This window comes from Rouxiella badensis (genome assembly GCF_002093665.1).
In the GTDB taxonomy this organism is placed as follows: Bacteria; Pseudomonadota; Gammaproteobacteria; order Enterobacterales; family Enterobacteriaceae; genus Rouxiella; species Rouxiella badensis.
The window spans coordinates 55,722-68,491 of record NZ_MRWE01000016.1; the positions used below are offsets into that span (position 1 = coordinate 55,722).

The following is a 12,770-nucleotide window of genomic DNA, read 5'->3' on the forward strand; positions in this document are numbered from 1 at the left end:
TTACACGGGAGTCACCAAATAATTGAAGCTATTGGAACATTTTTGGTAGATTTGAGATGTAGAGCACGGAGTAATGTAACAGGAGCAGCTATTAAACTGCTCCTCAGGTGGAATTTTATGCGGGATTTACTCAGTGAATGCTGTCATTGCTGCTGTTTGCGCCCGAGCGAATCGATACCATGTCCATCGCGTCAAACACGTAATGACTGCCGCAATAGTCGCAGTGCATATCAATTTTTTCATCTTCTTCAAGCATTTCCAGAACTTCTTCATCCGGCAGCGTCAGCAACGCGTCAGCACAACGCTGACGAGAGCAGGTGCACTTGAAGCAAACGTCCTGTGGTTCGTACAGCGTCACCTCTTCCTGGTGATACAAACGATACAGTACTTCGTTGGCTGGCAAGGTGAAAAGCTCTTCCGCCTTGATGGTGGTTGTCAGCTGAGACAGGTGGCTGAACTCTTCAGCATCGGTTTCCTGCGCAGGCAGAACCTGAAGCAGCATACCGCCCGCCGCTGGCTGGCCTTCCGACTCGCCGGTGCGGATAAAGATGCGCGTAGGCAGCTGCTCTGAGCGCAGGAAGTAATCTTCCAGACATTCTGCCAGGGTTTCCCCTTCGAGGCCCACCACGCCCTGATAGCGCTCGCCTTCGGTTGGGGAAATGGTAATAACCATATACCCATTACCGACCATCTGTTTCAGGGTGCTGCCTTCGGCGATGTCACCCTGCAGACGCGCTACGCCACGCATTTCTTGCAGATTGTTGCCGTTGATAACCGCCAGCTTCAGAGGACCATCGCCCTGAACCTGCACGGTGATGTCACCGTCGAACTTCAGCGTGGCGGTCAGCAGACTGGTCGCAACCAGCAGCTCGCCCAGCAGCGTGCGAACTTCAGCAGGATAATCATGGCCATCTACGATTTGCTGAAAGGTTTCGCTCAGGGATACCAACTCGCCGCGCACGGCGTGATGATTGAATAAGTAACGGTGTAATTGATCTTTATTAGACATAGTTTACGTTCTCTTTTTGGCGATCGTGCCCTTGCAGCGGTTAACGCAGAGGACGTTATTCTTGATCGCTATATTTAAATTTAATCAGGCTGCGGCGTTCTTTCTTGTCCGGACGCCTGTCGGGATGCGGCATCGTCAGAGCATTCATCTTGCGGGCCTGAGAGATTTTCTCCCGATTGGCCACGCTGGCTTCCGTTTCCTGATAAAGCGTTTGAGCCTGTTCTGCACTGCGTCGCTGGTCGGTGACGTCTAGCACCACCACGACTTTTTCGTCATTGCCCTGACGCAGTTTTATCTCAGCGTTAAGCTCGACCAGTTTACTGGGCTTACCGCGCTGGCCGTTGTAATGAACCTTGCCGCCTTCAATCATCTCTCGGGCGAGGGCGCGGGTTTTATAGAAACGCGCGGCCCACAGCCATTTGTCGAGACGAACGGCGTTATCATCCTGTTGCTGTGCTTTTGCCTTCATGATTCCTCCCGTTTCGGGCAGGGGCATAATCTGCTGAGGCCGCGCCGGTTAACCCAAAGGTAACAGACTGCGGTAATCACTGATTGAAGGATGACCCTGAAATGACTTTGTCGCCATCGTAGAGTCGGGATTTTCTATACCAAGACAGTAGCGGATCCCGTAGGCCTTCGCTGCATCAAGAATAGGTTCGCCGTCGTCTACAAAAAGCGTCCTCGCCGGATCAAAACCGGTTTGCTGCTGGACGGCAGCCCAAAGGCGCTGATCTTCTTTCGGATAACCAAATGTGTGGGTGGAAAGCAATAAATCAAGGTGCTGGTCTAAACCCGTGTGCTCAATCTTCACCGCCAGACTGTGCGGATGCGCATTGGTTAGCAGGATGGTGCGTCGCCCGCTTTGGCGTAACTGTGTTAAAAAAGGCGTAGTATCTTCGCGCAGTTTCGCGTTACTGCCAATATCCGTGGTCATCTGGTAGATGTCCAGGTCGAGCTTTTTACTCCAATAGTCGAAGCAGTACCAGTTCATAGTGTGCTGTACTGCAAGATATTCCTCGTGGATGTGCTGCCTGGCCTGCTGCAGCGATATCTGGCGTTTCTCGCTCAGCGCCATGGGAACCTGCTGAAGCCAAAAATGGCTGTCGAAGGCTAAATCCAAAAGGGTGCCGTCCATATCCAGCAGTACGGTATCAATGTTATTCCAGTCCAGGTCCAGCATCATCTCTCTGTACTCTTCAATCTTTGATGAGGTCAGTCGCGCGGTGCAACGGTTACGACATCAACGTGGGATTAAAACAGCTGCTGTAATAGGCCTGAATTTTTTCCATCCGCTGCCTGTCGTTTATGCGGCGCTTAATCAACAGCACGACATTGGTCAACAGCGTGGCGATAACCCCCATCAGCAGGATGGTCGTGCCGAGATAGCGCCACAGCGTCGAGATATCCGGTTCGCTGTGCAGCGAGATATGGCGCGTGCCGTTGGCATCAATGCTGATGTTGGTGATGACACCCTGTGCTGCAAAGCGAGTATGCAACAGCATTGATGACAGATTTTGCAGCTGTTTCCATTGGTCCAGCGGATTATAGGCGAAAAGTGACAGAGCAGGACGGGCTTCTGGCACCAGCTGTTTGCCTTCGTCGTTACTGATCAGGAAACCGCCCGGCGGTGGGCTGTTAAGCGCTGAAGCCGCGCGCAGGGTTTCATGGGAGTAAAACGCATTCGTCGCGCTGTTGACTAATTCATTGAGCGACTCGGCGCTTACCGGGCGCAGCAGAACGTTCATGCCTTTAAGCTGGCCTGACTTAGCGCGTTTGACCAGCGTGCTCCAGTTATCGGCATTGCCCAGATTGACCAGCGCATTTTTCAAACGCACGCAGTCTTCGCTGTTGCTGCACAGCGATTCGGTTTTCAGCACAATGTCCGAGAAGTCGTCGAGTAGAATCATGCCGGATTTCTCGATGGCGGTCGCCAGCTGCGGGTTGATGCTTTGCTCGTTACCCGCACTGCCCGGATGCAGCTGATTGTGCACCGTCGCTATCAGGTCATCGGCGGCTTCAATCGTTTCAGACTGTGGGATAGGCAGCGGAGTGGCCTCGTTCCAGTACACTGAAGAACAGTCAAACGGCAAAAATGGCGACGTGTTGCCGCTGCTAAGATGTGGCGGCACATAACACATGCCAGTACCCTGTACTTTAAGCGTGTCGCCAACGCGCAGTGGCGTTTTTTCTAACGCGGCCACGCTGTTGACCTGCGTACTCTGCGCGCCCTGAAGCCAGGCTACGCTGAGTTTCAGCGACAGGCTAAGAGGCACGTAGGCCAGCAGCATCAGCAGCAAAAACAGTGAGCTACAGGTTAGAACCAGATTCTTGCCCCAGCGCTGTAGCGGAAAGTTTTTGACTTCGTCGTGCAAGGAAAGGAACCGACCCTGACGAACCACCTGGCTGTTGAGATAGACGTCAATATTGGTTTTTTGACCCAGCTCACGGCCAATGTAGGACTGCCAGTGTGACGGATAAACCAGGTCTACCACGCCGAGCGAAATGTTGCTGATATCGCCCTGTTTCGATTCGCCAAACAGGCCCCAGCGCTTAGGCATGCCGCGCAGGCAGTGGATCTCTTTGCGATTGCGGCCGAGCATATCCGACAGCAATCGCCAACCTACCCACGCCGCCAACAGCAACGTAAGTGCCATCATCCACGGCAGGATTGCCGGCGGACCAATCAGCGCAATAAACACCAGTATCATCGCCAGCGACAGGGCAATCGCCTCGCTCACGCCGTTCGACTGGGTAAGCTTATGTTCTTCTCTGGTTTCCTGACGCACGCTGACCAGTTCGACGTGGTCACTCTCTTCGGGGCGAATAGACGCGTTACGCGGCGGCGGGGCAACCACCGCAGAGGTCACCGAGGCACGGTCGTAAATATGGTCGACCAATGAATGCCCGTTGAGCGAGATGACCAGCGGGATAGTCTGTGTCTTGATTAACTCGACGTGGTTTTCCTGCGCAATGTACTGTTCCCAGAACAGCGGCAGGTGAATTTCCGTGGTCTCGAGAAAATAGCGCCATTTATTCGGATCGTCACTGGCCAGCCCGTAGCGGGTAATGGCGCGGGTAACGGAATAAACGCTCTCGCTTTTGGCGGTCAGAGCTAGCTTGTCGCGCTGCAGCATGAGGTTGCTGCGGTGGGTCATTGGCGTTGGGCTAAGAGGATCGTTCTGGCGGAAATACTTTTCAACAGCGTCGCGCTCCTGTTGAGTCAGTTTGCGCTGGTGTGGTTTTGAAAAATGTATGCTGGAAGAGGCTAACCGTCGGCGTTGCAGCACAAATCTCAGGCCTATGCCCGCGATGAGGAGAACTGCACACAATAAAATCAGCGTCTCGACGACTGTACTCATCCTATCCCCGTTCAGACTCAGGCGTGGTGAGTCATCTGATTGAAAAATTTAAACATATTGAAATCTGAAATATAAAGTTCAAAAGTGTTTAGAACCTGTCTCTTATCAGAAAAGCTACTATCAGGAAAAAGTTTTATTATTGTAATCAAAGTATTTGTTAGTCTGAATCGAGGTATGAAGAAATGTTTCACACAGTCCATACCACTTTGAATCATAACAATCTCTTGCCCAAAATGGGTATCGGCATAATCCTATTTTTAATCATCTCTGAATTTGCTAACACCTCGAATGTACCGTGAGGTACGCAGATGTTACACAAATGGAACAGTAAAGGCAGGCATTACGTAAAGAATCGCGTTGAAAGATTGCGATACGGGTGAGCATTAACGCATTATAGGAATCGTGAATGTTAGGTAGTACAGGCTGGCTGCGGTAAGGGTTGGTCGTAGCAAGGGGATAATATTATTGGGGACGATATGGATAAGCACCTGCAAAAACCTAAGATCCTGAAAGTTGACACTGTAGCCCGCTCCCGTTTGTTTACCATCGAGTCTGTCGATTTGACGTTTAGCAATGGCGAACAGCGTGTCTATGAAAGGATGCGGCCTTCGGATCGCGAAGCGGTGATGATTGTACCGATCGTGGGTGACGATTTGCTGCTGATTCATGAATACGCCGTCGGCATCGAGAGCTACGAGCTGGGGTTTCCTAAAGGGCTCATTGATCCAGGTGAAACCGTACTCGAAGCGGCTAACCGTGAACTGATGGAAGAGGTGGGCTTCGGCGCACAGCATTTCGACGTGCTGGCCAAGCTGACGATGGCACCGTCTTATTTTTCCAGCCGGATGAACATCGTGATTGCCAAGGGGCTTTATCCGCAGAGTCTGGTCGGGGATGAACCTGAGCCTTTGCCGCAAACGCGATGGCCTATCGCCCGAATGATGGAACTGCTGGAGCAGCCTGATTTCAATGAGGCAAGGAACGTTAGCGCCCTGTTTTTGGCGCACAAGTTTCTCACGCGCTGATGAATAGAATTCAGAATTGAAAAAGCCGGACTGAGAATTCCCAGTCCGGCTTTTTTATTGGCGAATCAGCCGAGATTCAGAGGCCCGCAGGCATCAGAACAGCTCTTTAGACTGGCCGTTATCCATGATGGTGGTACCGACGTCGTGCACGGCGTGCTCGGTCGGTTGAGTTCCATCAATAAAGTACTCCATGCGGCTGTCGGCAGACCCATCGGCCAGCTTGCCGCTGCGTTTGTCGATTTTGACCGACACGATGCCAGGAGGCGGGCTGAGCATTTGCTCGGGAACGCCATCCAGAATGGTCTTCATGTAGTCGTCCCACGCTGGCTGTGCACTCTTCGCGCCACCTTCATAACCGGAGATCTGGTCAGGGATTTCGCCCGATGCCGTAGTGCGGCCCAAATCACGACGGTGATCGTCGAACCCGATGTATACCGAGGTCACGACGCCCGGACCGTAGCCTGAGAACCACGCATCTTTCGAACTGTTGGTGGTACCGGTTTTACCGCCGATATCATGGCGCTTAAGGTCTCGTCCTGCGCGCCATGCGGTACCCATCCAACCCGGTTCGCCGAAGATGTTGCTGTTCAGCGCATCGTGGATAAGGAACGACAGCTGAGTACTGATAACGTGTGGCGCGTACTCTTGCTGGGTATCGCTCTGTACCTGGCCCGGCGTCACCTGTTCAAGCTGCGGTTGAGGAACGGTGGCGTTATTTGGCTCGTTGGAGACCGCCACGTTCTCGACGTTGTCATCCGACAGCACGGCGGTTTTCTGCGAGTTGCCGTAAATCACCGGAATATCGCAGGTTTCACAGGCAATACGCGGCTTCTCTTCGAAGACGGTCTTGCCCGACTCATCAACAATCTTGGAGATGAAGTACGGATCAATCAGATAGCCGCCGTTGGTCAGCGCGGCATAACCTCGCACCAGCTGCATTGGCGTAAAGGACGCAGAACCCAGCGCCAGAGACTCCGAGTGCACGATATTCTCAGGCGGGAAGCCGAAACGCTGCAGATAGTCTGCGGCATAGTCGACGCCCATCGCACGCATCGCACGCACCATCATCACGTTTTTAGACTGCCCAAGGCCCTGACGCAAGCGGATTGGACCATCGTAGGTTGGCGGTGAGTTTTTAGGACGCCATTCGGTACCTGCACCTGCATCCCAGCGGGTGATCGGCACGTCGTTGAGAATGGTCGCCAGCGTCAGGCCTTTGTCCATCGCGGCGGTGTACAGGAACGGTTTAATGTTCGAGCCCACCTGACGCAGCGCCTGCGTTGCACGGTTAAATTTGCTCTGATTAAAGTCGAATCCGCCCACCAGCGCTTCAACGGCACCGGTCACGTTATTCAGAGACACCAGCGCCGAGTTGACGTCTGGCACCTGCGCCAGCCACCAGTCGTTGCCGACCTTGCGCACCCAAATTTGCTGACCCGGCTGAACCACGTCACCGACTTTCTTCGGATTCGGGCCCTGGCTGGTGTCAGAACGGAAGGCACGCGCCCAAGTCATACCGCTAAACGGCATGCTGATGTTGTCGCCGTTGGCCATGACGGCCGTTGCCTGATTATCGTCAATCTGGGTCACTACGGCTGGGAACAGCGGTCCATACACCGGCAGCGTTTTCAAGGAGTTAACAATGCGCTTCTGGTCCCACGGCGTTTCACCCACTTTCCACAGCTGGTTCGACGGGCCACGGTAGCCGTGACGCATGTCATAGGCCAGCACGTTGTTACGCAGAGCGTCCTGTGCGGCCAGCTGAGTTTTGCGGGTAATGGTGGTGTAAACGGAGTAACCGTCGGTGTAGGCATTGTCGCCGTAACGTTTAACCATCTCCTGACGCACCATTTCGGTGAGATAAGGCGCGGAGAAAGCGATTTCTGGCGGATGGTAGTTGGAAACCAGCGGAGCCTGACGGGCCGCATCGTACTGCGCCTGAGTGATGTATTTCTCGTCAAGCATACGAGAAAGCACCACGTTGCGGCGAGCCAGCGCACGGTCGTGCGAATACAGCGGGTTAAAGGTTGACGGCGCCTTAGGCAGACCGGCGATAACCGCCATTTCACTCAGCGTCAGCTGATCGACATTTTTACCGAAATAAACCTGAGCAGCCGAACCCACGCCGTAGGCGCGATAGCCGAGATAGATCTTGTTGAGGTAGAGCTCAAGGATCTCGTCTTTGGTCATCAGCTGTTCAATACGGATAGCCAGGAAGGCTTCCTTGATTTTACGGGTCAGGGTGCGTTCTGGACTCAGGAAGAAGTTTCTGGCCAGCTGCTGGGTGATGGTACTCGCACCCTGCGAGGCACGGCCTGTAAACAGGGCAACCGAAGCGGCACGGAAAATACCGATAGGATCGATACCGTGATGCTCATAAAAGCGGCTGTCCTCGGTTGCGATAAACGCATGCACCAGGTCCGGTGGGATCTGGTCGAGTTTCAGAGGAATACGACGCTTTTCACCGTACTGAGCGATCAATTCGCCGTCGGCGCTGTAAACCTGCATAGGTGTCTGCAAGCGTACGTCTTTCAACGTCGCGACATCGGGCAGCTGTGGTTCGATATATTTGTAGAGTCCATATATCGAGGCGGCTCCCAGCACAATGCAACACACTATTAGAGTCAATAAATACTTTACGAACTTCACCTGATAATTCCCATTAAATGACATTTGGGCAGTTTATAAACAGCCGCGCGCGCAGTACGGTAGTCGAAGGCAGAGTATAAAAGCAAGCCTGCCACATAGATATACCCACGATACGGAGCCGGGTATGCCCTAAAATCGACAAGGAAGCGTAATGCAATGCGACACTGTTCATGGTACGTGGGCCTGGATATTCAAAACGATTATGCCAGAGCTATCGCCGTACAACGGCGGCGAAACGGCTGGCAGTTGCGCCATTGGTGGCAGCAGCCGTTACCGCAGGTGGTCATGCGGCAGGGAATATTACATGAGACCGAACAATTAATCGCCATTTTATCGCGCTGGCGTCATTCTTTGCCTTCAACCATTTCATTACGCATTTGTTTACCTGCACAGCGGATTATTCAGGTTCGTCTCCCGCTACCGGACAATAGGCTGCAGGAGCCGCATCGTCATACCTTTATAAGTGCTAGCGCTGCCAAACAGCTGCCGTTGGCGATGGAGTCACTGGCAATCGACTATCGCGTCGAACCCTGCGATGACCAGCGATTGATTGTTACCGCAGCGCGGCGGGAAGAACTTGCCCAGTGGCAGCACTGTCTGGCGCAGGCCAGGCTTTTCCCCGAGGTTATCGAACTGACGCCTTGCGCGCTTCAGTCTGCCGCCAGCGCGGCGGGGGTATCGAGAGAGTCGCTGCTGCTGCACCGCTTAAGCGACGGGTGGCTGTGGGCATCGCCACACGGGCTACCCTTCCAGTTTGGATTGTTTGATGACGATGAGGTGGCCGATCCCAACTCGCTTGGCCCCACGCTCGCCCCACTTTATCTGGCACATAAACTTTGCGACGGTGACATCTATTACACTAGCGTTATCGATACTGCGCCGCCTAAGGGGGTGCAGAACTGGTCACCTTTCGCCGCCTTTTCCCAGATGTCACCCCCCATTCCGCCCAACTGCGGTGCGTTCGCTATCGCGGCGGGTCTGGCCGTTCGCCCGGCCGACCAGTGATGCTGCGCGTCAATCTGCTCCCCTGGCGTGAGCGAGCCTTTGAGAAACGCTATCGTTTTTGGCGCGGGCTGTTGCTGTGCGGAATCGCGGGCTGTGCGCTGTGGCTGATATTTTCTGCCTGGAGTACTCAACGGCAGACGGCAAGTCGGCAGCAACAGCTCTCGGCGCTTATGGCCTATCAGCTTTCCCTGCAACGTCAGCTCGAATCGGTACAGGCTCTGGGTGAACGCTACAGGCTGGCCGAGGCATTGAACCAGCAAAGCGACGCGCATTTTCAGCGCAGCCTGCACGTAGTCCAGCGCTTACGGCATCTGTCGCGGGTGGTGCCGGAGGGGGTATGGGCGACGCGGCTAAGCGACAGTGCCGTCCAGTTTCGGCTCGACGGGGAGGGAGTGGCATACGGAGAAATCCTGGCGCTCAGTAAAAGTCTCAGGGATGCGCCGCAGCTGCCGCAGGTGCAGTTGCAGGAGGTGAGGCTGCTTCCGGCCGCGAATCTGTCCTTTTCGGTCAATGCGAGACTTCCCAGCGGTGATTCTGTGGCCCGCGGCGATTAAAAGAAAGGAAACATCAATGCGAACGGAATATCGCGAAATGCTCAAGCGCCTGATGCAGCGGCCCAATGGGCAGATTGCCTTACTGCTTGCCTTAGTGCTGTCGCTGCTGCTCACGGCCGGTTACGGACTCTCGCTCCACGGTCGGAAACAGTATGCTCAGGCGATTGCAGTGCAAATAAAGGAACAAAGGCAGTTGAGTGCCCAGCGCCAGCGTGTGTTGCTGTTGCAACCTTCGCGGCGTGCATGGCAGGCCAATCTGGATTTGCTGAAGCCACCTGCTGAAGCGAGGCAGTCTTTGCCTCATTATCTCCTGGCGCCGTTAGACGCGGTCTCTGGGCGCTTGCTGCACTGGCAGCCGGAACAAAAGACGCCCGTCAGCGCGGGGCAACAGCAAGGCGCTTTCAGGCTACAGGTCTCTTTTCACGGACTGATTCAGTTATTGCAGACCCTGCTGTTGCAGCAGCCTGCGCCCGTGGCAATTGAGCAGCTCAACGTGACAAAAAATCAGAGTATCGCCCCGCTGCTGGACGTCACGCTGCACCTCGCCACCTATGCGGGGCGCGTCAGTCAGGCGCAAAGGGAGCGGGCAGCGTCTGACATCGCCTCACCGCTGCTGCGAGACCCCTTTCAGGCAGATGATAATCGCCCTTGCGGTGAACCTTCCGACGGAGAAACGCTGACTCAGCTTAAGGGAATACTCGGTGGCGCGGGGCGCTATACCGGCTGGCTTATCGATGCCAGGGGGATGTGGCTCAAGGCGCAGGCGGGCGGGACGATAGCCGAGGGGAACTGGCACGTTGAAGAGGTGACCGATAAGCAGGTGCGTATCCGCACCCGCAGCGCCCAGTGTGGCGAGCGGCAACAAATATTCACGCTTGTGCGCCCTGATTAGGGTCAACGAAACGCGTCATGGAGGACTGCTTGATGAATTATTGTAAAAAGCTTATGCGTAATAAATCTAAAGACGGCAAAGGGCAGGTGCGCGGAGCTTCCGACTGCGCGCGGTGCGGCATCATCTTTATCGTTGGCATAACGCTGTCAGCGACTTGGGCCATGGCTGCCGAAAAGCCGAAAGTCATACAGTTAAAGGAAAAGGCGGTGCCAACGACGGTGAGCCTCGCATTTTTCGATGCCCCGACAGGCCTCATCTTGCAGGCATTGGCCGACCATCAAGGCCTCAATCTGATTATCGGGCAGGGCGTAGAAGGCCGTTTGAGTCTTCGGCTGAACAACCTGCCGTGGCAGCAGGCGATGGACGTCGTGATGCATATGGGGAAATTGACCAGTCAGAAACAGGGCAACGTGCTGATGATTTTCCCGGAGTCTGAGCTGGCGGTGCAGCGCCAGCAAAAGGTCGAGCAGGCCGAGCGGCAGAAACAGGCGCGGCCTCTGGTCAGCCTGACGCTCGGGCTTAAACACGCCGATGCCACAGCGGTGGCGGCGCAGCTCAACGCCCAGAAAGGTACGCTGCTTTCTCTACGTGCGATGGTCAGCGCCGATTCGCGTACCAACCAGCTGCTGCTCCGCGATGCGCGGCCCGAGCTCGATAACGCACGGCGCTGGGTCGAGGCGATGGACTTCCCGATTCAGCAGGTGCGGATTGCCGCGCATATCGTGACCATGAACCGAGACAGCCTGAACGAGTTAGGCCTGCGTTGGGGGCTGAACCAACCGGCGACGGGCGCCAGATCATCGCTGGTACAAAACGTCGAGATGGGGCAAGGCATTGAGAATCCGATGGTCACCGCCGGATTCACCCTTGCCCGCATCGGTGAGCGGTTGCTGAGCCTGGAGCTGACGGCGCTGGAGCAGAAGGACCGCGTCGAGATAATCGCCAGCCCGCGCCTGATGACGGCCAACATGCAGACCGCCAGCATCAAGCAGGGCACCGAAATCCCCTATCAGGTCTCGAGCGGGACCAGCGGCGCAACCTCTATCGAGTTTAAAGAGGCGGTACTGGGCATGGAGGTTACGCCGAAAATCCTTCCTAACGGTGCGATTACGCTGGCGCTGCAAATCAGCCAGAACATGCCGGGGCGCAAGATAAAGCAGGCAGAGGGCGAAGCCCTGTCGATAGACAAGCAGGAAATTAAAACCCAGGTCACGGTAAAAGACGGTGAAACGCTGGTGTTGGGCGGGATTTTTCAGCAGCAAGACATAAATACCGTGAATAAAGTGCCGGGATTAGGCGGTTTACCGTTGATTGGTGGGCTGTTCAAACAGCAATCTTCGCATGACCAACGTCGCGAATTAGTTATTTTTATCACTCCAACGCTGATCAACAGCCAATAACCTTTATTACTTGAGTATACTGTCAGACTGAAATCGCACGATAACGTTGAGCTTATGCAACTTTTTGTGTCGGTAAAGGCTTCTGAGTTTGACGCTGCGGCCGATTTAGCTTACAAGGGTTACCGAATTGAGCACCGAGATTTTTATTTAATGCCATCGCGCCGATAAAAACGTATGGTTTCCCTCCTGCGGCGCGCTATGTAATTTATTCGGTTGCCAAACTACCAGGAGTGTTGAGATAATTTTTATCTGATCTCGCACTATCGCTCATGAGGTTTCAGTTTAGGTCCCGCCGCTAATTTGATTGGCGGGGCGGGTTATCATCAACGAATTGTCTTAGTAATACCGAAAAACATGGCAGAGAAACGCAATATCTTTCTGGTTGGGCCTATGGGTGCCGGCAAAAGCACTATTGGTCGACAGTTAGCTCAACAACTCAATATGGAGTTCTTCGACTCCGATCACGAAATTGAGCGACGTACCGGAGCTGATGTGGGCTGGGTATTTGATTTGGAAGGTGAAGAAGGATTCCGCGACCGCGAAGAGAAAGTGATCAACGAGCTCACCGAAAAACAAGGCATCGTTCTGGCAACCGGAGGCGGTTCCGTGAAATCACGTGAAACCCGTAATCGTTTGTCAGCCCGCGGCGTCGTCGTATATTTAGAAACTACAATTGAAAAACAGCTGGCACGTACTCAACGTGACAAGAAACGTCCTTTGTTGCAGGTGAGCTCCCCGCCACGCGAAGTGCTTGAAGCACTTGCGGCAGAGCGTAACCCGTTATACGAAGAGATAGCGGATGTGACTATCCGTACCGACGACCAAAGCGCCAAGGTTGTTGCTAATCAAATCATTAACATGATTGAAGGCAACTGAT

Annotated in this window: 11 protein-coding genes; 6 read left to right on the plus strand and 5 right to left on the minus strand. The window is 54.3% G+C overall.

The window, feature by feature from the left end; genetic code table 11:
* Positions 1–130: 130 nt before the first annotated feature.
* From hslO to BS640_RS11235, 4 genes are read right to left on the minus strand one after another with little or no spacing between them, the layout of a single operon-like run.
* Positions 131–1,009 carry an Hsp33 family molecular chaperone HslO gene (gene hslO / locus BS640_RS11220; protein WP_017492318.1) on the minus strand — a complete coding sequence of 293 codons (879 nt, stop codon included), beginning with the start codon at positions 1,007–1,009 and terminating at the stop codon, positions 131–133.
* 55 nt (positions 1,010–1,064) lie between these two features.
* Complete coding sequence (gene hslR / locus BS640_RS11225; protein ID WP_017492319.1) at positions 1,065–1,478, minus strand: ribosome-associated heat shock protein Hsp15; 414 nt, start codon at positions 1,476–1,478, stop codon at positions 1,065–1,067.
* Positions 1,479–1,526: 48 nt separating this feature from the next.
* Positions 1,527–2,192 carry a GMP/IMP nucleotidase gene (gene yrfG / locus BS640_RS11230; protein WP_017492320.1) on the minus strand — a complete coding sequence of 222 codons (666 nt, stop codon included), beginning with the start codon at positions 2,190–2,192 and terminating at the stop codon, positions 1,527–1,529.
* A 49-nt stretch (positions 2,193–2,241) separates the two neighbouring features.
* Positions 2,242–4,368: an intracellular growth attenuator family protein gene (locus BS640_RS11235; protein WP_017492321.1), complete on the minus strand. Its 2,127-nt coding sequence runs from the start codon at positions 4,366–4,368 to the stop codon at positions 2,242–2,244.
* Between the two features lie 476 nt (positions 4,369–4,844).
* Here BS640_RS11235 and nudE point away from each other — a divergent pair, with 476 nt between their 5' ends.
* Positions 4,845–5,393 (plus strand): ADP compounds hydrolase NudE, encoded by a 549-nt coding sequence (gene nudE / locus BS640_RS11245; protein ID WP_017492323.1) that lies wholly within the window; start codon positions 4,845–4,847, stop codon positions 5,391–5,393.
* Between the two features lie 93 nt (positions 5,394–5,486).
* Here nudE and mrcA read toward each other — a convergent pair whose 3' ends face one another.
* Positions 5,487–8,042 carry a peptidoglycan glycosyltransferase/peptidoglycan DD-transpeptidase MrcA gene (gene mrcA, locus BS640_RS11250; RefSeq protein ID WP_026110587.1) on the minus strand — a complete coding sequence of 852 codons (2,556 nt, stop codon included), beginning with the start codon at positions 8,040–8,042 and terminating at the stop codon, positions 5,487–5,489.
* A 156-nt stretch (positions 8,043–8,198) separates the two neighbouring features.
* Here mrcA and pilM point away from each other — a divergent pair, with 156 nt between their 5' ends.
* The 5 genes from pilM to aroK all read left to right on the plus strand — a co-directional run bounded on the left by pilM (position 8,199) and on the right by aroK (position 12,769).
* Complete coding sequence (gene pilM, locus BS640_RS11255) at positions 8,199–9,047, plus strand: type IV pilus biogenesis protein PilM (RefSeq protein WP_084912587.1); 849 nt, start codon at positions 8,199–8,201, stop codon at positions 9,045–9,047.
* On the plus strand, positions 9,047–9,601 hold the full coding sequence (locus tag BS640_RS11260) for a PilN domain-containing protein (RefSeq protein WP_084912588.1): 555 nt from the start codon (positions 9,047–9,049) through the stop codon (positions 9,599–9,601). The genes pilM and BS640_RS11260 overlap by 1 nt, the downstream gene beginning before the upstream one ends.
* A gap of 16 nt (positions 9,602–9,617) precedes the next feature.
* Complete coding sequence (locus tag BS640_RS11265) at positions 9,618–10,493, plus strand: hypothetical protein (RefSeq protein ID WP_017492327.1); 876 nt, start codon at positions 9,618–9,620, stop codon at positions 10,491–10,493.
* 161 nt (positions 10,494–10,654) lie between these two features.
* On the plus strand, positions 10,655–11,893 hold the full coding sequence (gene hofQ, locus BS640_RS11270; RefSeq protein ID WP_206600927.1) for a DNA uptake porin HofQ: 1,239 nt from the start codon (positions 10,655–10,657) through the stop codon (positions 11,891–11,893).
* A 354-nt stretch (positions 11,894–12,247) separates the two neighbouring features.
* Positions 12,248–12,769: a shikimate kinase AroK gene (aroK, locus tag BS640_RS11275; protein ID WP_017492329.1), complete on the plus strand. Its 522-nt coding sequence runs from the start codon at positions 12,248–12,250 to the stop codon at positions 12,767–12,769.
* The last annotated feature ends 1 nt before the right edge of the window (position 12,770 follow it).